The sequence below is a fragment of the Bradyrhizobium sp. STM 3561 genome (genome assembly GCF_045571455.1).
Taxonomy (GTDB): Bacteria; Pseudomonadota; Alphaproteobacteria; order Rhizobiales; family Xanthobacteraceae; genus Bradyrhizobium; species Bradyrhizobium vignae.
In genome coordinates this window covers 6,447,232-6,469,806 of sequence record NZ_CP120695.1, presented here as the reverse complement: position 1 = coordinate 6,469,806, position 22,575 = coordinate 6,447,232, and the positions used below count along the sequence as shown (strand labels likewise).

Genomic DNA, 22,575 nt, shown 5'->3' with positions numbered 1-22,575 from the left:
GATTATGCCGTGCTCACTTCGATGCGGTGGTCTTGTTTTCCATGTTGACGACCTGCACGCGGCGATTGACCTCCGCCAGCGGCTGGCTCGGATTCTTGAGCTTGCTCTTGCCATAGCCGACGGTGACGAGATCGGTCGCGGAGATGCTGTACTTCTCGACGAGGTAGCGCTTGATCGAATCCGCGCGACGCTCCGAGAGGTCCTGGTTGTAAGCTTCGCCGCCGGCGGCGTCGGTGTGGCCTGCGACCACGAAGGTCGAGCCCTTCAGGTCGGGACTGGTCAAGGCACGGCCGAGCGCCTGCACTGATGGCAGCGATTTGGCGCTGATATTGGCCGAGTTGTAGTCGAACGTGATTTCGAGATCGATGTTCGGCTTGTCCTTGGCGACCGCCGCGATGTCCTCGCGCTCGGTCGACGACAATGAGCGCGTCGAGCGGCCGCGCACGGACTGAAGCAGCTTGGTCTCCGCTGCGTTCGGCGCGGGTTCCGTCTGCGGGCCGATCGAGAGGCCGCGGGTCAGGGGCTTCTTCGGCGCCGGCGCGAGCGCGCGGACGATCTCGTCCTCGGTGACATTCTTGCTGTTGCCGTCATCGCCCGCAAATGCAGCTGAGCTTGGCAGTGACAGCGCGGCGCCGACGGTGATGATGGACAGAATCGCGGTAAGCCCTTTTGCAGCCGATCTCATAGCCAGTCCCTCCTGCGCAGCCAGCTCGCGTATTTCAAATTCCAGCAACAGGCCGAAAAGGCCTGTTCCGGCATCCGCCCATTGGTCTTCCCTGGGCTGTTCAAGGTTCGAGGCTTGGACTGCCTCATTCAAAAAAATATCAACGCACTCCGTAGCTTGCGAATTCCTGAACGATGTTCGGATCCATCGCCTTGGCATTGGCAATGTCCAGCGCCCCTTCCTGGGCCGAGCCGTTGCGCTGCTTGGCAAGGCCGCGTCCATAAAGCGAGGAGGTCAGGCGCGGATTGATCTTCAAGGCCGCGTCGAAATCGGCGATGGCATTCTTCACCGCGCCCGACTTGAGGTTGACCAGCCCGCGGCTGTCGAGCGCATCGACGAAGTTCGGCCGCAGCCGCAGCGCCTCGTTGCAATCCTTCAGCGCGCCCTGGAGATCGCCGACCACGGTGCGGGTCCAGCAGCGGTTGTTCAGCGCCTCGACATCCTTCGAATTGATCCGAAGGGTATCGTCAAAATCCTTGATGGCGAGCGTGTAGGCGCCCTTGCTGGCATAGACCTGGCCGCGCCGATACAGCGCATTCACGTCATCGGGATTGGCGGCGATCTTGGCGGTGAGGCTCTTGATCGTGGGATCGTCAGCCAGGACGGCGGCACTGGGCCCGCTGTCCGTGCTCGGTGCGGGAGCGGGATCAATCGGTTTCACCGGCGGTGGCGGCGGGGGCAGGGCGGCCTCGATCTGCGGTTTCGGCGGTGGGGCCGGCGCAGGCGCGGGGGCAGGTGGAGCAGCAGGCGCGGGTGCCGCAGCAGCATCGGCCGGCTTCGGCGCCGGAGCTGGTGTCGGCGGCGCGGGTGGAACGGGCGGCGGGTTGTTGGCGACGACGGCCGGCGCAGCAGGAGGTGCGGGCGGTGGCGTTGCGGGGCGCGATCCGCCGGCTCCCGGAGTGAACGAGAAATCCTCGGCCAATGACGAGGAAATCCACGGCACCTGCTCGCCGCGCGAGGCGCGGGTGACGCCCATCTTGGTGCGGTTCAGCGTCTCCTCGGCCATCAGGTCGGGGACGCGGATTTCCTTCAGCAGCTCCTGGACGAACAGGCTGTGGTCGCCGCCGGCATCCGAGACCACCGAGGCCAGCGCCGCTGAATACATCACGAGCGTACCGTTCGGCGCGATGACAGGTGTAAGGCCCGCCGAGAAGCTGCGGAACCGGCGCTCGAAGGGGTTGCGCCTGGAGGCGTCGATCAGCGCGATCTTGACGCCGGCGCCGCGGGTGTGGAGCTCGCCGAGGACGGTCTCGAGGCTGAAACCATCGCGGCGCACGTCGGACTCCGTCCAGATCTGCGCATCGACCGGCAGCATGTAGCTCTGGCGCGCAGACTGGATGCCGAAGCCGCTGAAGAACACCAGCGCCACCGATCCCGGCTTGATCTTGCTGTAGAGCTTGTCGAAGGCACGGCGCATGCCGTCGCCGGTCAGGTTCTCGCCGATCTCGACCGAAAAGCCGTCCCGCTTGAGCTCATCGGCGACGTCGCGCGCATCGTTGATCGGTTCCTTCAACGGAGCATCCGCGTCCGGATATTTGGCGTTGCCGATGACCAGCGCAAAGCGGTCACCGGCCGCAAGCGATGGAGCAGTCGGGACGAGCGAGATGAGCAAGGAGAGAAGAAGAAAGAAGCGAATTTTCATATTCAGCGCGGTCCAGCCAAAAGGCGCCGTTCCAGCTTGCGCCGCGGCGACCTTAACTTACGCTTCCTGCATTATCAAACCGGGGACGGGGGGCGTCAACCGCTTGGAGATTCGGCATTATCGTGACGATGGATGGCAACGCAGGGGGCGTGCCGCGGGCGGAATAGACCGTTGTCATGACAGTACTCGGTGACCTGGTTCGATCCTATCGGCAGCATGCTGGGGTCATCATGGTGATGGAGCTGTGATTGGTCTCACATTGCAGCCCTGCCTCCGCAACGCCCCACGTTTGACCTTTCCTGCCGGCGATGGCTTGGTGTGCTCGATGGTCCCACAACATCCAACTCAGAAAAGCAGACCATGGGAAACGTCTACGAAATCTACGCCCTGCGCTATGCGACGATGTCGCCGCGCACCCCCCACATGAACTTCCTCGTGCCCGACCCGCATGACAGTGCGGCGCAGGATCTCGACTATTTCGTCTGGTTGATCCGAGGGCACGGTCGCGACATCCTGGTCGACACCGGCTTCAATGCCGAGGAGGCGAGCGCGCGGGCGCGCAAGCTGACGCTCAATCCGGTCGATGCGCTGGAGCGTTTCGGCGTCGCGGCATCCGGCATCCGCGACATCATTGTGACGCATCTGCACTACGACCATGCCGGCAATCTCGACCGCTTCCCGAATGCGCGCTTCCATCTCCAGGAGCGCGAGATGGCTTACGCGACGGGCCGCTGCATGTGCAACGGACTGCTGCGACATCCATTCTCGGTCGAGCACGTCACGCTGATGGTGCGCCATGTCTATGGCGAGCGCGTCACCTTCCATTCCGGCGACGGCGAGGTCGCGCCCGGCGTCACCGTGCATCGCGTCGGTGGCCATTCCGATGGCTTGCAGGTGGTGAAGGTCGAGACCGCGCGCGGGCCGGTGGTGCTGGCGTCCGATGCCGCGCATTACTACGCCAACCTCCAGCGCCGGAGCCCGTTCCCGATCGTCTACAATGTCGGCGACATGGCCGCAGGCTGGGAGACGATCGAGCGCCTCGCCGGCCATCCTGACAGGTTCATCCCCGGTCACGATCCGATCGTGACGGAGATTTATCCGCCCGCCAGCGACAAGGTCGACGCCTGGGCACTGCATCTGCCGCCGACGCGGTCGTTTGCGAAGTGATGGAATCCGGGGCGTCTACTTGTAAGTCCTAAGCGCGGCTCAGATCAGTCAGGCCTGATATCCGCTGTGCACCTGGAAGCAGTGCGCAAACAAGCATCGCCGGAGGCGCGTTGTGGGCCACAAAGGGACATCGGCGATAACGTCTGAGCTTTCTAAGGCGGCATCGGCGACACCGAAGCTCATTCAGACGGCTGCAAATAGGCGCATGGGCTCGGCAAGTCCCTTAAGCTCGGCCGATCCCTGATCGACGAACTTGAGGCCGGCACCTGCTACTAAATCCTTTACCGTGCTCGAGGCCAGCACTTCGCTCGCATGCGCATGCTGAGCTACCCGTGCTGCGATGTGCACAGCAATGCCGCCCACATCGTCGCCCATCATTTCAACCTCGCCGGTATGGACGCCGGCCCGTACTTCGAGATCGAGCGGCCGCACCGCGCTGACGATCCTCTGGGCGCAGCGAACGGCGCGCGCCGGGCCGTCGAAAAGGGCCAGAAATCCGTCGCCTGTAGTTTTAACTTCGCGTCCGCGATGCCGCTCCAGTTCCGAACGCACCGCCGCATGGTGCGCTTCCAGAGTTGAACGCCACTGCCTGTCGCCCACCAACGAGGCTTTCTTTGTCGAATCGACGATGTCGGTGAACAGCACGGTCGAGAGGACGCGATCGCCCTCGATGGTGGTAGCGGACACACCCATGAATTGTCTGATTTCCTCGACAAGCCGATCCTGATCTCCTGACCATGCGAGGTGATCACTACCCGGAAGTTCGATGTAGCGCGCGTGAGGAATTCTCTCTCCAAGCTCGCGGCCGGCGAATGCACGAATGCGCACGTCGTCGCGCCGATGCATGACCAGCGTAGGGACATGGATCGACGGCAGGATGGCCGTTACGTCGATCTCGCGGTTCATGCGCATCAGGTTGATCACATCAGACGGGCTGGCCGCCGAGCGCTCGAACTTGGCGAAGCGCTCCATGGCCCCGGGAATTGCGGCGGCCGACGGAGAGAAACTGGGCAGACTTTTGCCGGTTCCCCAGTTGGACCGGATATCGCGCTCCAGGGTCGCAAAGTCGTCAAACGGAACGGAAGCACCCACCGTGCGCGCATACGTGCCGAACAGGATGAGCCCCGCGACACGTTCAGGATAGGTCGCCGCGAACAGGATCGACATCGGCCCACCCTCCGAAACACCGAACAAATAGGCCCTCTTAGAACCCGCAGCGTCGAGCACGGCGCGGATATCGTCGATCCTTTCATCGAGATGCGGGACACCGACACCACGATCACTGAGACCCGTGCCGCGTTTGTCGAATCGGATCAATCGCGAGAACGAGCCGAGGTCGTTAAGGAAGCGCGCGACGTTGGGATTCTCCCACGCCTGCTCGAGATGCGATACAAAGCCCGGTGTCATGAGCAAGTCCGGACCGCCCTGTCCGGATATTTGATAAGCGACGAAGACGTCGCCGCTGGTCACATAGCGCGTCTCGACAACCATGGCTTCCCTCAAGCCTAGCCCGCTCGGTAGCTTACGGTTAACGGCCAAGCAGTGCAACTGAGTGGCGAAAACTCATGGGTTAGCGTTGCGATGGCCCCAGCTGCTCATGTGCGCTTCGGGTCAAAAGCGCCGATTTGAGTTTCAGCCGGCGACTTCCGGTCTGACCTCTTCTCCGGATACGGTCAGCCTCTGAGACGGGCGGCTGACGTGGTGTCAACGAGCGCCGGCGGGATTCCCACAAGCAGCGATATCGCGGGGAGATTTTCGAGCCGCGACCTCTGGCGGAGAGAATACCGCCAAATATCCTCCGTCACCTGCGAGCTGATATGTGGCGATCTCGCGATAGCCGACGGCGGTCAATTCGCAGCGCAAGAGCGCAATTGGCGTGCCATGCTTCGACGTCGGAAGCTCGAGATCGACAATTCCGACCCGCGCACCCTGCTTCAAAGCGGGCGCGAGATTGTAGAGGAAGGCATAGGGCTGGGCGATCTCATGATACATATGCACGAGGATTGCGGCATCCAGTGAGGAGGCGGGCAGGCGCGGGTCGTGTGGTTCGCCGAGCGCGAACTGCACGTTCGTCAACTTCAGAAGCTCTGTTCGCTTTGCGAGTTCGATCAGGTAATCCCGCGTGACGTCCTGGGCAATGACAGAGCCGGCGGGTTCGACGAGGCGCGAGAGCCTGACCGTGTGGTAGCCATCGCCTGCTCCAATGTCGCCGACTGTCATGCCTGGTTTCAGCTCAAGAATACGTGCGATTTGACCGGCCTCATTGAGGGCGTCGCGGCGCTCTTCGGCGGCGCGGCGTGGGCTGACGATCCGTGCAACGGGGCGCTGCGGTGAGGGAAACTCGTTTGCAGCGACTCCGGGGGGAGCCAGATAACCTATATCAACGGCGTATGCGCGAGTTGCGGCAAATGCCACAAGTAGCGCCACTATATAAGCTGGTGCCGTCACGAGCCTACCAAGCTTTCTCAACCGGTCTAGGCGTCTCCGCCTCTATGCATGCCCGTCCTAATACGCCTGCTTCGCGTCAGCCTCTTCGCTGGTCTGGATCAGATCGAGGCTCTGCTCGATCTTGCCGAGCAGGGCCGACAATTGCTTGCGCTCCTGCGCGGACAGGCAGGCGAGGATCTCGTCCTCACGCCGCAGCAATTGCGGGAACAGCTCTTCGTAAAGCGTTCGGCCCTTCCTGGTCAGTTGCAGGCGGAATTCGCGGCGATCGGCTTCGTTCTCGACCCGCTCGATCAGCTCTGCATGCAGCAGCGTGGTCACCGCGCGGCTGATGGTGGATTTGTGCGTGCGGGTGCACTGCGCGATGTACTGCGCGCTGCAGGCATCAACGCGAAAGCCGAGCGTGGCGAGCACGCGCCAGGCCGGAATGTCGAGGCCGTGACGTTCCTGATATTCGACCGCGAGCGCGGAACTCACCTCCGCTGCCAGCCGGTTGAGGCGGAACGGCACGAACTTGAACAGGTCGAGACGCGGCTTCGGCCGCGATGAAGCCTCGTCGGCCTGGGGTGTCTTCAGCGCAATGTCGCTGGATGTCCTCGCCACGGAGAGCGCTCCGAATTCCAGTTGACGGCCGGCCGGCTCCGGTCCAAAATAGTTGCACGTGAGACTATCTAGCAGATCAGTCCTCTTCTGACCAGAGCCGAGGTTAGTGTATGGCGCCGGCCAATACGCATCAGGCCAAGACCCAGTTCGGCTATCGCCGCCATCCCGATCAGGACCGCCCGGGGCCACGCCCCGCGGCGCATGCGGTCGTGATTGTCGGTGCCGGCCCGGTCGGCCTGTCGCTGGCGATCGATCTCGCCCAGCGCGGCCAGCGCGTCGTGCTGCTGGACGATGCCGACCGCATCGGCGAAGGCTCGCGCGCGATCTGCTTCTCGAAGCGCTCGCTGGAATATTGGGACCGACTCGGCGTCGGCGACCGCATGGTCGACAAGGGCGTGGTGTGGAGCGTCGGCCGGATCTTTCACGGCGAGCAGCAGCTCTACCAGTTCAATCTGCTGCCGGAAGACGGTCACAAGCGTCCGGCCTTCATCAATCTCCAGCAATATTACGCCGAAGCCTATCTGGTCGATCGCATCAACGAACTGCCCGAGATCGACCTGCGCTGGCGCAACAAGGTGACGGCGCTGGAGCAGCGCAACGACTCCGCGCTGCTGACGATCGAAACGCCTGAAGGCGCCTATCGCCTGAATGCGCAATATGTCATCGCCTGCGACGGTGCGCGGTCGTCGCTGCGCCAGATGGTCGGTGCGGAATTTGCGGGCCAGGTGTTCGAGGATCAGTTCCTGATCGCCGACGTCAAGATGACGGCGGAATTTCCCACCGAGCGTTGGTTCTGGTTCGATCCGCCGTTCCATGCCGGGCGTTCGGCGCTCTTGCACCGGCAGCCCAACGATGTCTGGCGCATCGATCTCCAGCTCAACCGTTACGCCGATCCTGTCGTCGAGAAGAAGCCGGAAAACGTGCGGCCGCGGATTGCGCGCATGCTCGGCCACGACAAGTTCGAGTTCGAGTGGATCTCGCTGTACAAATTCCAGTGCCGGCGGATGGATCGCTTCATCCATGGCCGCGTGATCTTCGCCGGCGATTCCGCGCATCAGGTCTCGCCCTTCGGTGCGCGCGGCGCCAATTCCGGACTTGAAGACGCGGAGAACCTGTCCTGGAAGCTCGATCGCGTGCTGCGGGGCAAATCGCCCGCGAGCCTGCTCGAGAGTTATCATACCGAGCGCAGCGCAGCCGCCGACGAGAACATCCGCGAATCCACCCGCTCGACCGATTTCATGGCACCGAACTCGCATCAGGAAGCGCGGCTGCGCAAGGCGGTGCTGTCGCTGGCCAAGGAGACCGAGTTCGGCAAGCGCATGGTCAATGGCGGACGACTCTCGGTGCCGTGCAGCTATGACTCGCCGCTGTCCTCGCTCGATGCGGATGCGTGGCGCGGTGGACCCTCGCCCGGCTGTTCGATGCTCGATGCACCCGTCTCAACGCGCGCCGGCGAGCAGATCTATCTGACGGATGCCTTCCGCAACGGTGGAACGGACTTCACCTTGCTGTCGTTCAGCAATGGCGCGCCGATCGATGCGCCCGATGGCATCAAGGGCATCCGCATTGGTGGCGAGGGCGGACTTGCCGATCCCTCGGGTCTGGCCGCAAAGCGCTACGCCGCCGAGCCGGGCTCCGCCTATCTGCTGAGGCCCGACGGCTATGTCGCGGCGCGCTTCCGCCATCCGACGCGTTCGGCGATCGCGGCGGCGTTGGCGCGGGCCGAAGGTTTGTATTGAGGTTTCGCATGCCGCTTTCAACCAGCTCGAACTTCGCACGCCCGGACGATGCCTTCCGCGCCATCGTCGAGGCGCATCGCGGACTCACCGAGGAGCAGAGCGCGGATTTCGACGCGGCGCTGGTGCTGATCCTCGCCAATCATATCGGCGACATCGACGTGCTGCGCGAGGCGATCGGGCTCGCCAGGCGCCGCATGATCGATGACCAGCAGCAGCAACAGCAACAACAATAGACTTGTAAGGACGAACTAATGGCGAAGAACTTCGCATCCACCGGCGACCTCTCCGAGAAGACAATCACCTTCGCCGAGATCGGCCCCGATCTCTATGCCTTCACCGCCGAGGGCGATCCGAATACGGCCGTGATCGTCGGCGACGACGGCTGCCTCGTGTTCGATGCGCAGGCGACGCCGGCGATGGCGAACAAAGTGATCGAGCGCGTGCGCGCCGTCACCGACAAGCCGATCAAATATGTCGTGCTGTCGCATTATCACGCCGTGCGCGTGCTCGGAGCCTCCGCCTACAAGGCCCAAGGCATCGTCGCCTCGCAGGAAACCTATCGGCTGATCGAGGAGCGCGGCAAGCAGGATTGGGATTCCGAATACGGCCGCTTCCCGCGCCTGTTCCAGGACGCGCAGAGCATTCCCGGCCTGACCTGGCCGACGCTGACCTTCGAAGGCGAGATGTCGATCTATCTCGGCAAGCGCGAGGTGCGGCTGATGCAGCTGGGTGCCGGCCACACCTCCGGCGACATCGTCGCCTGGGTGCCGGATGCGGAGGTGATGTTCTCCGGGGATCTCATCGAATATCACTCGGCCTGCTATTGCGGCGATGCGCATTTGCGCGAATGGCCGATGACGCTGAATGAGATCCGCAACTTCAATCCCAAGGCGATCGCGCCCGGCCGAGGCGATGCGCTGAAGGGCACCGCTACGGTACGCGAGGCCATCGCGATGACGCGGGATTTCGTCACCTCGCTCTATGGCGCGGCCGAAATCTCGGTTGCCAAGGGCCGCACGCTGAAGGAGTCGATGGCGGCGACCCGCGAGGTGATGGATCCGAAATTTTCGAGTTTCGCCATCTACGAGCACTGCCTGCCGTTCAACGTGTCGCGCGCCTACGACGAAGCATCCGGGATCGACGATCCCGTGATCTGGACCGACAAGCGCGACCAGGAAATGTGGGCCGCCTTGCAAGGAGGAGGATAGTCATGAACATCAATACCTCGCCTGACCAGATCGTTCGCAGCTCGGCCCAGGTCACGCCGGGCTACATGTCCGGCTTCGGCAATAGTTTTGAGACCGAGGCGCTGCCGGGCGCGCTGCCGATCGGACGCAACTCGCCGCAGCGTTGCGCCTACGGGCTCTATGCCGAGCAGCTTTCCGGCTCGCCCTTCACCGCGCCGCGTGGCACCAATGAACGCTCCTGGCTGTATCGTATCCGTCCGTCGGTGAAGCATTCCGGCCGCTTCGAGAAGATCGATGCCGGACTGTGGCGCTCGGCGCCATGCCACGAATACGATCTCCCGATCGCGCAGCTGCGCTGGGATCCGACGCCGATCCCGAAGGAGGAGCTCACCTTCGTCCAGGGCGTGCAGACCATGACGACGGCGGGCGATGTGAACACGCAAGCAGGCATGGCCGCGCATGTCTATCTCATCACCAAATCGATGGTGGATCAGCATTTCTACAACGCCGACGGCGAATTGCTGTTCGTGCTGCAGCAGGGTAATCTTCGTCTCGTCACCGAGTTCGGCCGCATCGATGCCGAGCCCGGCGAGATCGTAGTGATTCCGCGCGGCGTCAAGTTCCGTGTCGAGATTCCGAACGGGCCGGCGCGCGGCTATCTCTGCGAGAACTATGGCGGCGCCTTCACGCTGCCGGAGCGTGGCCCGATCGGCGCCAATTGTCTTGCCAATGCGCGCGACTTCCTGACGCCGGTCGCGAACTACGAGGACAAGGACACGCCGACCGAGCTGTTCGTGAAATGGGGCGGCTCGCTGTTCAAGACGACGCTGCCGCATTCACCGATCGACGTCGTCGCCTGGCACGGCAATTACGCGCCCTACAAATACGACCTGCGCGCGTTTTCCCCGGTCGGCGCGATCAGCTTCGATCATCCCGATCCCTCGATCTTCACGGTGCTGACCTCGCCCTCGGAGACCGCGGGCACGGCGAATATCGACTTCGTCATCTTCCCCGAGCGCTGGATGGTCGCGGAAAACACCTTCCGTCCGCCCTGGTACCACATGAACATCATGAGCGAGTTCATGGGCCTGATCTACGGCGTCTACGACGCCAAACCGCAGGGCTTCGTTCCCGGCGGCATCTCCTTGCACAATTGCATGCTGCCGCACGGACCTGATCGCGACGCCTTCGAGCACGCCAGCAATGGCGAGCTGAAGCCGGTGAAGCTCACGGGCACCATGGCCTTCATGTTCGAGACCCGCTACCCGCAGCGCGTCACCGCGCATGCCGCGAAGTCCTCGACGCTGCAGGACGATTACGCCGATTGCTGGAAGGGCCTGGAGAAGCGCTTCGATCCGAACAAGCCGTAGTCTTTCTTACCCTCCCCTGGAGGGGGAGGGTCGCTACGCATGCAGCGAAGCGGAATGCGTAGCGGGGTGGGGTGACGGTCCCTCCACGTCCAACAGTCCCCGTGTTGAGAGGTCACCCCACCCCGTCTCATATTTCGCTGCGCTCAATATGAGCCGACCCTCCCCCTCCAGGGGAGGGTGACACCGCCACCGCTGCGCCATGGGAAACCAATGCCCCACCCCAACGACCCCAGCCTCCGCTCCTTCATCGAGGTCGACCCCGCCTCGGACTTTCCGATTCAGAACCTGCCCTATGGCGTGTTCTCGACCGCGGCCAATCCGACGCCGCGGGTTGGTGTGGCGATCGGAGGCTACGTGCTCGATCTCTGGGAGCTCGAGCAGGATTCCCGGCTCGACGTCGGCCCGTTCGGCGTGTTCTCCGGGGCCTCGCTCAATCCCTTCATGGCGTTGGGGCCGAAGGTGTGGGCGAAGACGCGGGCGCGGATCAGCGAACTGCTCCGTCACGATCATCATGAGCTGCGCGACAACGAGGAGCTGCGCAGCCGCGCGCTGGTGCCGATGCGCGATGCGAAGCTCCACATGCCGTTCGCAGTCTCCGGCTACACCGATTTCTATTCTTCCAAGGAGCACGCCACCAATGTCGGCGTGATGTTCCGCGGCAAGGACAATGCGCTGCAGCCGAACTGGCTGCACATGCCGATCGCTTATAACGGCCGCGCCTCCACCGTCGTGGTCTCCGGCACCAAGGTGAAGCGGCCGCGCGGGCAGCTGAAGCCGCCGAATGTGGAGCTGCCGAGCTTTGCGCCGTGCAAGCGGCTCGATTTCGAGCTGGAGATGGGCGCCGTCATCGGCCAGGCTTCGCCGATGGGCGGCATGCTCAGCGAGCAACAGGCCGAGGAGATGATCTTCGGATTCGTGCTGCTCAACGACTGGAGCGCGCGCGACATCCAGCAATGGGAATACGTGCCGCTCGGCCCATTCCTCGCAAAAGCCTTCGCGACCTCGATCAGCCCCTGGGTGGTGACGCGCGAGGCGCTGGAGCCGTTCCGCCTGAAGGGACCGGAGCAGCAGCCGGTGCCGCTCGACTATCTCAAGCAGACCAAGCCACAGAACTACGATGTCGAGCTCGACGTCTCCTTGCGCGCTGCGGGGGCCAATGCGCCTGTCAGCATCAGCCGCACCAATTTCAAATACATGTACTGGTCCTCGGTGCAGCAGCTGATGCACCATGCTTCTTCCGGCTGCGCCATGAATGTCGGCGATCTCCTCGGCAGCGGCACCATCTCCGGCCCGGAGAAGAACCAGCGCGGCAGCTTGTTGGAGATTTCTTGGAACGGCACCGAGCCGGTCGAGCTGCCCGGCGGCACCAAGCGCTCGTTCCTGGAGGACGGCGACAGCCTCGTGATGCGCGGCTGGTGCCAGGGCAACGGCTATCGCGTCGGGTTCGGCGAGGTCGAGGGGACGATTGTGGCGGCGGAGTGAGCCGCCGTCCCTGTCACAACCTCCGTCATTGCGAGCGCAGCGAAGCAATCCAGAATCTCTCCGCGGCGGCAGTCTGGATTGCTCCGTCGCATCAGCGCCAAATTGCTACGCAATTTTGTCGCGAGCTCCTCGCAAGAACGTGGAGAGAGAGCCTATCGTTTCTCCGGCGGCACGTCGCGGATTCGTGCGCAATGCGCTGCGACATCCTCCACGCTGTACTTCAGATGCACGCGCTTGTCTGACGGCACGTGCTTGGCCACGCACACGCCCGGCCGCCATTCCCGCGCCGGCCTGATCGGGCGCGGCACAAATCCGCCGCCGCAGTTCGGGCAGACGTTGAACAGCTTCGTTTCGACGCAATCCGCACAGAACGTGCATTCATAGGAGCAGATCCGCGCATCGGTTGCGTTCGGCGGCAGGTCGCGGTCGCAATATTCGCAGTTCGGTCGCAGCTGCAGGGCCATGTTGAATCTCCGGACATGGAGCTGCGATCATCGCAGATCGTGTAGCCAGCGCGAATGCCATAGTTCCCTCGATTTCAGCCGGGCTTGATCTCCTTGAGCGGGAGCCGTGAGCTCTCCTTCAGCCGGTCGAGGACGATCGAGGAGCGAACATGCGCCACGCTCTGGTGCGGCATCAGAACGTCGTTGACGAGGTTGGACAGGCCCTTGAGGTCGCGCAGCACGGCTTTGAGCACGTAGTCGGCATCGCCCGTCAGCGAATACGCCTCCTGGATCTCGTCGATCCGGTTCACCAGCGCGCGGAAGCGCTTGGAGTTGTCCGGTGAGTGGGTCGCAAGCCCCACCTGGATGAAGGCGATCACGCCGAAGCCGAGCGCTTCGCTGGAAAGATCGGCGTGATAGCCTGATATCACCTTTTCCTCTTCCAGCCGCATCCGCCGCCGCGAGCATTGCGAGGCGGAGAGACCCGCGAGGTCGGCAAGCTCCTGGTTGGTGAGGCGGCCATCGTCCTGGAGTGCACCCAGGATCTTGAGGTCGAACGCGTCCACGGAAATCATGCGTCAATCGTCCAATTCATGCACGAGTCGTGCATAAGCTAGCGGAATCGTGTGCCGTTTGCACGCCCCTTGCGCGCTTCATGAAGGACAATTCCTCCCAGCCAGCAATTTGGGAGAACCGTCAATGGGTCCGTTTCCGCATGATGCACCGCCGGCCACTGTTAGCGCCGACAATCCGATGGGCACCGACGGATTCGAGTTCGTCGAATATGCGCATCCCCACCCGGAAGAGCTGCACGCGCTGTTCAAGCTGATGGGCTATGCACCCGTCGCGCGTCATAGAACTAAGAAGATCACGGTCTACCGCCAGGGCGACATCAACTATCTCGTCAACGAGGAGCCGGGTACTCACGGCTATGAATTCGTCGCCGCGCATGGCCCCTGTGCGCCCTCGATGGCATTCCGCGTGGTCGATGCCAAGGCGGCCTATGACCGGGCGATTGCGCTCGGTGCCGAGCCGGCCGATGTGTCATCCGCACAGAAGACGCTCGACGTGCCCGCGATCAAGGGCATCGGCGGCAGCCTGCTTTATCTGGTCGATCGTTACGGTGACAAGGGCTCGGCCTATGATGCCGAGTTCGAATGGCTGGGCGCACGCGACCCGCGACCGGTCGGTGCCGGCCTGTTCTATCTCGACCATCTTACCCACAACGTTCATCGCGGCCGCATGGACGTCTGGGCCGGCTTTTATGAGAAGCTGTTCAACTTCCGCCAGATTCGCTTCTTCGACATCGAAGGCCGCGCCTCCGGCTTGTTTTCGCGAGCGCTGACCAGCCCCGACGGCAAGATCCGGATTCCGATCAACGAGGACGCCGGCGATTCCGGACAGATCGAGGAATATCTCAAGACCTATCGCGGTGAAGGCATCCAGCACATCGCCTGCGGCTGCCGAGACATCTACCGCACCATCGAAGGCCTGCGCGAAGCCGGCCTGCCGTTCATGCCGTCCCCGCCCGACACCTATTTCGAGCGGATCGATACGCGCCTGTCCAAGCACGGCGAAGACGTCGCACGGCTCCGCAAGAACGGCATCCTCATCGACGGCGAGGGCGTGGTCGAGGGTGGCCAGACCAAGGTGCTGCTGCAGATCTTCTCGGCCAATGCCATCGGCCCGATCTTCTTCGAGTTCATCCAGCGCAAGGGCGACGACGGCTTTGGCGAGGGCAATTTCAAGGCCCTGTTCGAATCGATCGAGGAGGACCAGATCCGCCGCGGGGTGCTGAAGGTGGAGAACGCGGCGTAGGGCGGCAGCCGCGCTGCCCTAGGGTGGGCAAAGGCGCGTAGCGCCGTGCCCACCATCTCTGTGTGATCTCGCTCAAAGCGGTGGGCACGCTTCGCTTTGCCCACCCTTGTTTTAGCGCACCGGACTAGAATGGCCTCGTTCCGTGAGGAATGGCCCAGCTCGGGTGGCCGCCCGAGCTGGGCTGCCGATCGATCGGATCGATGCCCACCGAAGCCTTGAGGGCTGCCTTTCGTAGCAGGATCGCGATCGGTACTTCATCGGGACCCGGATGGTTGAACGAACTTTAGGTTCGCACACACAAGGGAGGGTCGACGAAGATGGCCAAGCGTATCACGATCTGTGCCGGGATCGATACCGGTAAACGTAAGCTCGATGTGGCACTTGATGGCAGTTTGGAGCGGCTTCAGGCCGATAACACGCCGGATGGCTATAAAGTGCTGGTGGAATGGTTGCAGCGCCACAAGGTCAAACGGGTCGGGATCGAGGCGAGCGGCGGCTATGAGCAGGCTGTCGTCGCCGAGTTGCGGCGCCAGCGGTTTGTGGTCGTCGTATTTCAGCCGGCCCAGGTGCGCGCTTATGCCGTGTTCCAGCTGCAGCGCGCCAAGAACGACAAGATCGATGCCGCGCTGATTGCGGCCTGCACCGCCGCGGTCAAGAAGATCCACGCAGCTCCGGATCCCCGCTTGCTGCCATTTGCCGAGCACCTGACGATGATCGACCAGATCACCGAGGACATTGCTCGGCTGAAGAACCGGATCGAGAGCTGCCGCAATATGCGGCTCCAGAAGCTGTGGAAGGAGGATATCGCTCGCCTGGCCAAGCGCGAGAAGGTCGAACTGAAGGCAGGCCGCCGCAATCCGTGAGCATCGCGATCTTGCCGAGCGGCTCGACTTGATCAACAGCATCGATGGTATCGGGCTAAAGACCGCCATGGTCATTCTGGTGCGGATGCCCGAGATCGGTCAGATCACGCGCGAGCAAGCGGCCGCGCTGGCTGGCATTGCCCCTTACGATGACGACAGCGGCGATCGCACCGGCGTTCGTCACATCGCCGGCGGGCGTGAACGGCTGCGACGTGCGCTCTTTACTGCGGCGCTGCCGGCGTCATTTCGCTGGAATCCGCAGCTCATCACGCTCTATGGAAGGCTGATGGGAGCAGGCAAGGAACACAAGCGCGCATTGATCGCTTGCGCCAGAAAGCTATTAATCTTCGCCAACACAGTGGTCGCCCGCGGCACGCCTTGGCAGACAAAACCGCCCGAGATCGCGAGGGCTCCGGCTACCTGATGGCGTTTCTTTGTTCGGCCGAAGCACCGTTTCTTCGTCCCGACCTGCCGTCACAAAGACGCCGCGCGCCGCGGCCGTCAAAGGCTGGCCGTCGCCCTGGCCTCAACTCCATCTCCGCTGCCGCCAGGCCACGCCTTGACGGCCGCAAGCACGGCGTCATGCTACCCTCAGCGATCGGGCGAATCTAATGGTTGCTACAAGAGCGTGCTCGTCGGCTTTACCTCTTCCATGCCTTCGTCACCGCGGTGATCTCCGCCGCTTCCGGCTCACGCACGGCCGATGGCGTGCGTGAGAATCGCGGCGCGGGTGCCGGCTGCTTCACGCCGTGGCGCTCGATGAAGACATTACGGGCGACCATGTGTGGATGTTGTGTCGCCTCCGACATGGTCAGCACCGGCGCGAAGCAGATGTCGGTGCCTTCCATGATCCTGCACCAGTCCTCGCGCGTCTTGCTTTTGAACACCGCCTTCAGCTTCTCCTTCAGCGCGGGCCAGGCCTTGCGGTCCATCTGCGCGTCGAAATCCGCATCCGTCAGGCCGGCGCGCTCGCGCAGCAGCGCGTAGAATTGCGGCTCGATCGAGCCGATCGAAATGAAGTGCCCGCAAGCGCATTCATAGACGCCATAGAAATGCGCGCCGCCGTCGAGGAAGTTCTGGTTGCGCTCCTCGGTCCAGCGGCCGATCGTGGTCATGTCGAAGAAGAACGACATCAGCGACGCCGCGCCGTCGCACATCGCGGCGTCGACCACCTGACCCTTGCCGGATTTTTGCGCTTCCAACAGCGCTGCGAGCACGCCGACGACCAGATAGAGCGCGCCGCCACCGAAATCGCCGACCAGGTTGAGCGGCGGCACCGGTGCTTCCTTCGTGCCGATCGCGGCGAGCGCGCCGGTGATGGAGATGTAGTTGATGTCGTGGCCGGCGGCGTTGGCGAGCGGGCCTTCCTGGCCCCAACCGGTCATGCGGCCATAGACGAGCTTCGGGTTGCGCGCGAGCACGACGTCGGGCCCGAGCCCGAGCCGCTCCATGACGCCGGGACGGAATCCTTCGATCAGCGCATCGGCGCTGGCCAGGAGGTCGAGCACCTCTGCGATCGCGCCCCTGTCCTTGAGGTCGAGCTCGATCAGCTTGCGGCCGCGGCCCGCCACCGATTTCATGCTCTTCTTGGCGCCGACGCGATCGAGCGTGACGACGTCGGCGCCCATGTCGGCCAGCATCATGCAGGCGAACGGACCGGGCCCGATGCCGGCGAATTCGACGATGCGGAAGCCCGCGAGCGGGCCGGAAGCGCGGCCGGACGAGCCTTCGGATTTGTCTTGGGCTGATTTCTGGGCTGATTTCTGGGCTGATTGATCGAGCACGTTTTGTTTCCTCGGGTCGCGGGCGGTTGCCGGGATCCGGCAAGCGCCTCCGACGTTCCTCTGTGGGCGAGTTAATTGGCTGATTAACTTTTCCCGCCTTCACGCCAGCGAGGCAAGCGGTTTTCATGCATCGGCGCATAATAAAAGCGGCGCGCACCGAAGTGCGCGCCGCGGAAAATTTGTGCTGAGACGCTGGAGCGGGATGGTCAGCCCGCTGCCGCCACCGCGCGCTGCGCCATCACCTTGACGAGGTTGGCGCGGTACTCCGCCGAGCCATGGATGTCAGCGAGCAATCCGCTCGCGGGAATGCTGACGCTGTCGATCGCCGCCGGCGACCAGTTCGTCTTCAGCGCGGCTTCGATCGCAGGCACCCGCATCACGCCGTTCTGCGAGGCACCGGTGGCGGCGACCCGAACCTCGCCCGACTTGGTCTGCGCGACGAACACGCCGGCCAGCGCGAAACGCGAGGCCGGATGCGGCATCTTGGAATAGCCGGCTTTCGCCGGAACCGGGAACGACACGGCGGTAATGATCTCGCCGTCTTCGAGCGCGGTCGTGAACAGGCCCTTGAAGAAATCGGCCGCCGCAATCGACCGTTTGTTGGTCTTCACGGTCGCATCGAGCGCAAGCAGCGCGGCCGGATAGTCGGCGGCGGGATCGTTGTTGGCGATCGAGCCGCCGATCGTGCCGCGGTAGCGCACGGCGGGATCGCCGATCAGCGAGGCCAGGTAGGCGAGCGCAGGGATCGCCTTCTTCGCGGCGTCGCTGGTCGCGACATCGTAATGCGGCGTGGCGGCCTTGATGGTCAGCGTATCGCCGGAGGCTTCGACGCCGATCATGTCCTTGATCTTGGCGACATCGATCACGTCGGAGGGACCTGCGAGGCGCTGCTTCATCACCGGCAGCAACGTCTGCCCGCCGGCGAGGAATTTCGCCTCGCTGCTTTTGGCGAACAGGCTGGCAGCCTCGTCGACCGAGGAGGCACGATGATAGGTGGTCTGGTACATCTTGGTTGCTCCTGAAATCTTTTCTCTGTCATTCCGGGATGCGCCGAAAGGCGCAGACCCGGAATCTCGAGGTTGAATTCTTAAGCTCCAGATTCCGGGTTCGACGCTTGGCCTCGCCCCGGAATGACGACGATGAGGCGGTTAAGCCGCGTGGATCGTGCGCCACACCCGGTCAGGGGTTGCGGGCATTTCCAGGTTGTTCTTGCCGATCGCATCCGTGATCGCGTTGATCACGGCCGCAGACGCCCCGATCGCGCCGGCCTCACCGCAACCCTTGATGCCCAGGGGATTGCCCGGGCACAGCGTCGTGGTGTGGGAGAGGTTGAACGAGGGCAGGTCGTCGGCGCGCGGCATGGCATAGTCCATGAACGAGGCCGTGACCGGCTGGCCGTTGGCATCGTAGATCGCGTGCTCGAGCAGTGCCTGGCCAATGCCTTGCGCGAGGCCGCCATGGACCTGGCCCTCGACGATCATCGGGTTGATCAGCCGGCCGAAATCGTCGGCCGCGACGAAGTTGATGAACGAGGTCTTGCCGGTGCCGGGATCGACTTCGAGCTCGCAAATATAAGCGCCGGCGGGGAAGGTGAAATTGGTCGGGTCGTAGAAGGCGCTCTCCTTCAGGCCCGGCTCCATCCCCTCAGGCAGATTGTGCGCGGTGTAGGCCGCAAGCGCGACCATCGGGAACGCGATCGCCTTGTCGGTGCCGGTCACCTTGAACTCGCCGTTCTCGATGACGATGTCGGCTTCCGAGGCCTCGAGCGCATGCGCTGCGATCTTCTTGGCCTTGGACTCGACCTTCTCCATCGCCTTCAGGATCGCGGTGAGGCCGACGGCCGCCGAGCGCGAGCCGTAGGTGCCCATGCCGAACTGCACCTTGTCGGTGTCGCCATGGACGATCGAGACCTGGCTGATGGGAACGCCGAGACGGTCTGCCACGAGCTGGCAGAAGGTGGTCTCGTGACCCTGGCCATGGCTGTGCGATCCCGTGAGGATCTCGATGGTGCCGACCGGATTGACGCGGACCTCAGCCGATTCCCACAGGCCGACGCCGGCGCCCAGGCTGCCGACCGCCTTGGACGGTGCGATGCCGCAGGCTTCGATGTAGCAGGACACCCCGATGCCGCGCAGCTTGCCTTGTGACTTTGCTTGCGCCTTGCGGGCAGGGAAGCCGGCATAGTCGATCGCCTTCATCGCGGCATCGAGCGAGGCGTTGAAGTCGCCGGTGTCGTAGGCCATGATGACCGGCGTCTGGTGCGGGAACTGGGTGATGAAGTTGGTCCGGCGCAATTGGGCCGGATCGACATTCAGCTGCCGCGCCGCCGTTTCCATCAGCCGCTCGATCAGATAGCTCGCCTCCGGCCGGCCCGCGCCGCGATAGGCATCGACCGGCGTGGTGTTGGTGTAGACCCCGATGACCTCGGCATGGATCGCCGGGATGTTGTACTGGCCCGACAGCAGCGTCGCGTAGAGATAGGTCGGCACCGAGGACGAGAACAGCGACATGTAGGCGCCGAAATTGGCGTAGGTCTTCACCCTCAGGCCAATGATCTTGTTGTTGGCGTCGAACGCCATCTCGGCATGGGTGATGTGGTCGCGGCCATGTGCGTCGGTGAGGAAGGCCTCGGTGCGGTCGCCGGTCCATTTGACGGGACGGCCGACTTTCTTCGAGGCCCACAACGCCACCATTTCTTCGGGGTAGATGAAGATCTTCGAGCCGAAGCCGCCGCCGACGTCGGGGGCGATCACGCGCAGCTTGTGCTCGGGCGCGATGTTGTAGAACGCCGACAGCACGAGGCGGGCGACGTGCGGGTTCTGCGACGTCGTGTAGAGCGTGAAGTGCTCTTCCGCCGCGTCGTAATCAGCGATCGCCGCGCGCGGCTCCATCGCATTCGGCGCGAGGCGGTTGTTGGTGACGTCGAGCTTCACCACATTGGCGGCCTTCGAGAAGGCGGCATTCACCGCGCCCTCGTCGCCGATCACCCAGTCATAGACCTGGTTGCCGGGGGCTTCGGGATGAAGCTGCGGCGCGCCGGTCTTGATCGCGGCGTGCATGTCGGCGACCGCGGGAAGCTCCTCGTAATCGACGACGACGGCCTCCGCCGCGTCGCGTGCCAGATTCTTGCTCTCGGCGATCACGACGGCGACGGCCTGGCCGACGAAGCGCACCGTCTCGGGCGCCATCGCCGGCCATGCGCCCATCTTCATCGGGCTGCCGTCCTTGGAGGTGATGGCCCAGCCGCAGATCAGGTTGCCGACCTTGTCGTCGACGAGCTGCTTGCCGGTGAGCACCGCGACCACGCCCGGCATCTTCAGCGCGGCGGACGAGTCGATCCCCTTCACCTTGGCGTGCGCGTGCGGGCTGCGGATGAAATAGGCATGGGTCATGCCCGTCAGCTTGATGTCGTCGACGTAACGGCCCTTGCCGGTAATGAAGCGCTTGTCTTCCTTGCGCACGACGCGTGCGCCGATGCCTTCAACACCCATGTCTGGTCCTCCCGACCGGAAATTTGTTGACCCGCGCTTTCCCTCGAAAGCGGCGGTGGTTTTCTTGTTTGCGGCGGCCTCGTTACTCGGCCGCCTGCGCAACCTTCATGCGGCCGGCCGCATCCAGCACGGCTTTGACGATGTTGTGATAGCCGGTGCAGCGGCAGATATTGCCTTCGAGCTCGTGGCGGACGGTGGCTTCGTCGAGCTGTCCACCATGGCGTTGCACGATGTCGATCGCCGACATGATCATGCCCGGCGTGCAATAGCCGCACTGCAGGCCGTGATTGTCGCGGAAAGCGGCCTGCATCGGATGCAGTTCCTCGCCCTTGGCGATGCCTTCGATGGTGGTGACGTTGGCACCGTCGGCCTGTCCTGCCAGCATGGTGCAGGATTTCACGGCGCGGCCGTCCATGTGCACGACGCAGGCGCCGCACTGACTGGTGTCGCAGCCGACATGGGTTCCCGTGAGATTGAGATGGTCGCGCAGGAGCTGGACCAGCAGCGTGCGGTCCTCGACGTCGACAGCAACGGCCTTGCCGTTGACCGTCAGTTTGACTGTAGACACTTGGAGTCCTCCCAGAGTGATTTTGATTGGTTCTAATTAGAGACAGCGCGAGCGAAACTTTGCAACTGGGATTTTGGCGACCGCGCGTCATGTAAAAGACATCGTGCGGCCGTCGCAGTCGTACGCTCCGGCCACGACAATCCGCACCGCCGCCGGTGCGTGGCGTGACCTTGCAGGAAGCTTGCGGAAAAGGTCGCTCCGCCATCTGCGATGGCAAGTTCGACCGCCGTCATGCGAAGCGCTTTGTCCTGGTGGCGCCTGCCTTGGTCATGCTTGCCGCTTGCCCCTGGACTCGGCGCCGTCGTGCGTCGTTTCTCCCTTGAATGCCTTGTTCGTTGCGCAAATAGGAGCACGCGCTCCCGTCTTTGTAATCGCGATCTTGGTAGTAGGCGGAGACCACTTAAGTCATTGATTTTGCTTATGGCGATGCAGCGAAGCCGCGCCCGCCGCGCGGCTCGCCGGCAAGCCGCGTCAGCCACGATCTTCTAGTACTTCCTGGCGATTGATCGCAGCCGGGCCTCCCCCTAGTCGGACCGTACAAGTCAACGACCAAAAGGGTGGAAGCGATGCAGATGAATGACAGTCAGCGGATCCCGGCGTCGAAGGCCACGGTGTGGGCTGCGCTCAACGATCCCGATATTCTCAGGCGCTGCATTCCCGGCTGCCAATCGCTCGAGATGACATCGTCGACGCAGATGACAGCGACCGTTGTGCTGAAGGTCGGTCCAGTGAAGGCAACGTTCAGCGGCAAGGTGACGCTGACCGACATCGATGCGCCCAACGGCTACCGCATCATCGGCGAAGGCGCCGGCGGCGTCGCGGGCTTTGCCAAGGGCGGCGCGAAGGTCAGGCTGGAAGAAGAATCGCCTGACCTCACCATCCTGCATTACGAAGCCGACGCGCAGATCGGCGGCAAGCTCGCACAGCTCGGCTCGCGACTGATCGAATCGACGTCGCGAAAACTTGCCGCGAACTTCTTCCAAAGCTTTGCAGGCGTGGTAGCGCCATCATCTTGACCGATGCACGCAAGGACAATCGGATTGCGGGCGCGATGTTGCCCAAATCCGATGACGCATTTCGGGCTGCAAAATACGGGCAAGACGCAAGCCGGGACAACGAGATGAGCGGCGAGAGCCGGCAATGATCTGCACTACTACCTTCCGCCTATACTAAGCGCGAAAAGGCGATGCTGTAATTTCGAACCATGGCTCGCGGGCAAACTGCGCGTCACGAGCGCAACGCGCTCAGG

Annotated in this window: 21 protein-coding genes; 10 read left to right on the top strand and 11 right to left on the bottom strand. The window is 63.3% G+C overall.

Features of this window, described 5'->3' with window-relative positions; translation table 11 throughout:
- Positions 1-13: 13 nt before the first annotated feature.
- A complete protein-coding gene (locus P6U28_RS30700) occupies positions 14-685 on the bottom strand; it encodes an OmpA family protein (RefSeq protein WP_164937188.1) in 672 nt (223 codons plus the stop codon).
- Positions 686-824: 139 nt separating this feature from the next.
- On the bottom strand, positions 825-2,366 hold the full coding sequence (locus tag P6U28_RS30695) for a caspase family protein (protein ID WP_209296351.1): 1,542 nt from the start codon (positions 2,364-2,366) through the stop codon (positions 825-827).
- A 360-nt stretch (positions 2,367-2,726) separates the two neighbouring features.
- Between P6U28_RS30695 and P6U28_RS30690 the strand changes: the two genes are divergently transcribed.
- The gene (locus tag P6U28_RS30690) at positions 2,727-3,533 is read left to right on the top strand and encodes an N-acyl homoserine lactonase family protein (RefSeq protein ID WP_122400473.1); all 807 of its coding nucleotides are present in this window, start codon (positions 2,727-2,729) and stop codon (positions 3,531-3,533) included.
- A gap of 183 nt (positions 3,534-3,716) precedes the next feature.
- On the opposite strand, the gene P6U28_RS30685 is transcribed toward P6U28_RS30690, so the two are convergent.
- From P6U28_RS30685 to P6U28_RS30675, 3 genes are all read right to left on the bottom strand, one after another.
- On the bottom strand, positions 3,717-5,024 hold the full coding sequence (locus P6U28_RS30685) for an adenylate/guanylate cyclase domain-containing protein (RefSeq protein WP_129145668.1): 1,308 nt from the start codon (positions 5,022-5,024) through the stop codon (positions 3,717-3,719).
- Positions 5,025-5,237: 213 nt separating this feature from the next.
- Positions 5,238-5,948, bottom strand: coding sequence for a class I SAM-dependent methyltransferase (locus tag P6U28_RS30680; protein WP_245509667.1), 711 nt, complete (start codon positions 5,946-5,948; stop codon positions 5,238-5,240).
- A 90-nt stretch (positions 5,949-6,038) separates the two neighbouring features.
- Positions 6,039-6,581 carry a MarR family winged helix-turn-helix transcriptional regulator gene (locus P6U28_RS30675; RefSeq protein ID WP_122400475.1) on the bottom strand — a complete coding sequence of 181 codons (543 nt, stop codon included), beginning with the start codon at positions 6,579-6,581 and terminating at the stop codon, positions 6,039-6,041.
- A 110-nt stretch (positions 6,582-6,691) separates the two neighbouring features.
- Between P6U28_RS30675 and P6U28_RS30670 the strand changes: the two genes are divergently transcribed.
- From P6U28_RS30670 to fahA, 5 genes are all read left to right on the top strand, one after another.
- Positions 6,692-8,320, top strand: a complete 1,629-nt coding sequence (locus P6U28_RS30670) for an FAD-dependent oxidoreductase (RefSeq protein ID WP_129145666.1) — start codon at positions 6,692-6,694, stop codon at positions 8,318-8,320.
- 8 nt (positions 8,321-8,328) lie between these two features.
- Positions 8,329-8,553 (top strand): DUF2783 domain-containing protein, encoded by a 225-nt coding sequence (locus tag P6U28_RS30665; RefSeq protein ID WP_129145665.1) that lies wholly within the window; start codon positions 8,329-8,331, stop codon positions 8,551-8,553.
- 18 nt (positions 8,554-8,571) lie between these two features.
- Positions 8,572-9,528 carry an MBL fold metallo-hydrolase gene (locus P6U28_RS30660; RefSeq protein WP_129145664.1) on the top strand — a complete coding sequence of 319 codons (957 nt, stop codon included), beginning with the start codon at positions 8,572-8,574 and terminating at the stop codon, positions 9,526-9,528.
- Between the two features lie 2 nt (positions 9,529-9,530).
- The gene (hmgA, locus tag P6U28_RS30655; RefSeq protein WP_164937187.1) at positions 9,531-10,877 is read left to right on the top strand and encodes a homogentisate 1,2-dioxygenase; all 1,347 of its coding nucleotides are present in this window, start codon (positions 9,531-9,533) and stop codon (positions 10,875-10,877) included.
- Between the two features lie 210 nt (positions 10,878-11,087).
- Complete coding sequence (gene fahA / locus P6U28_RS30650; RefSeq protein ID WP_129145662.1) at positions 11,088-12,359, top strand: fumarylacetoacetase; 1,272 nt, start codon at positions 11,088-11,090, stop codon at positions 12,357-12,359.
- Between the two features lie 152 nt (positions 12,360-12,511).
- Here fahA and P6U28_RS30645 read toward each other — a convergent pair whose 3' ends face one another.
- On the bottom strand, positions 12,512-12,823 hold the full coding sequence (locus P6U28_RS30645; protein WP_209296348.1) for a DUF1272 domain-containing protein: 312 nt from the start codon (positions 12,821-12,823) through the stop codon (positions 12,512-12,514).
- A gap of 74 nt (positions 12,824-12,897) precedes the next feature.
- Positions 12,898-13,377: an Lrp/AsnC family transcriptional regulator gene (locus P6U28_RS30640; protein ID WP_100180721.1), complete on the bottom strand. Its 480-nt coding sequence runs from the start codon at positions 13,375-13,377 to the stop codon at positions 12,898-12,900.
- Positions 13,378-13,501: 124 nt separating this feature from the next.
- On the opposite strand from P6U28_RS30640, the gene hppD reads away from it, so the two are divergent.
- The 3 genes from hppD to P6U28_RS30625 all read left to right on the top strand — a co-directional run bounded on the left by hppD (position 13,502) and on the right by P6U28_RS30625 (position 15,907).
- Positions 13,502-14,620 carry a 4-hydroxyphenylpyruvate dioxygenase gene (hppD, locus tag P6U28_RS30635; protein WP_129145660.1) on the top strand — a complete coding sequence of 373 codons (1,119 nt, stop codon included), beginning with the start codon at positions 13,502-13,504 and terminating at the stop codon, positions 14,618-14,620.
- 317 nt (positions 14,621-14,937) lie between these two features.
- A complete protein-coding gene (locus P6U28_RS30630; RefSeq protein WP_407120416.1) occupies positions 14,938-15,483 on the top strand; it encodes a transposase in 546 nt (181 codons plus the stop codon).
- Positions 15,484-15,511: 28 nt separating this feature from the next.
- On the top strand, positions 15,512-15,907 hold the full coding sequence (locus tag P6U28_RS30625) for a transposase (RefSeq protein WP_407120415.1): 396 nt from the start codon (positions 15,512-15,514) through the stop codon (positions 15,905-15,907).
- Positions 15,908-16,124: 217 nt separating this feature from the next.
- Here the strand turns inward: P6U28_RS30625 and P6U28_RS30620 are convergent, their stop codons facing one another.
- The 4 genes from P6U28_RS30620 to P6U28_RS30605 form a co-directional block, all read right to left on the bottom strand.
- Positions 16,125-17,267: a CaiB/BaiF CoA-transferase family protein gene (locus P6U28_RS30620; protein ID WP_129145659.1), complete on the bottom strand. Its 1,143-nt coding sequence runs from the start codon at positions 17,265-17,267 to the stop codon at positions 16,125-16,127.
- Positions 17,268-17,473: 206 nt separating this feature from the next.
- Positions 17,474-18,274, bottom strand: coding sequence for a xanthine dehydrogenase family protein subunit M (locus P6U28_RS30615; protein ID WP_129145658.1), 801 nt, complete (start codon positions 18,272-18,274; stop codon positions 17,474-17,476).
- Between the two features lie 141 nt (positions 18,275-18,415).
- Complete coding sequence (locus tag P6U28_RS30610; RefSeq protein ID WP_129145657.1) at positions 18,416-20,758, bottom strand: xanthine dehydrogenase family protein molybdopterin-binding subunit; 2,343 nt, start codon at positions 20,756-20,758, stop codon at positions 18,416-18,418.
- A gap of 82 nt (positions 20,759-20,840) precedes the next feature.
- Positions 20,841-21,326 (bottom strand): (2Fe-2S)-binding protein, encoded by a 486-nt coding sequence (locus tag P6U28_RS30605; protein WP_122400488.1) that lies wholly within the window; start codon positions 21,324-21,326, stop codon positions 20,841-20,843.
- Between the two features lie 566 nt (positions 21,327-21,892).
- Here P6U28_RS30605 and P6U28_RS30600 point away from each other — a divergent pair.
- Positions 21,893-22,342, top strand: a complete 450-nt coding sequence (locus P6U28_RS30600) for a carbon monoxide dehydrogenase subunit G (RefSeq protein WP_129145656.1) — start codon at positions 21,893-21,895, stop codon at positions 22,340-22,342.
- The last annotated feature ends 233 nt before the right edge of the window (positions 22,343-22,575 follow it).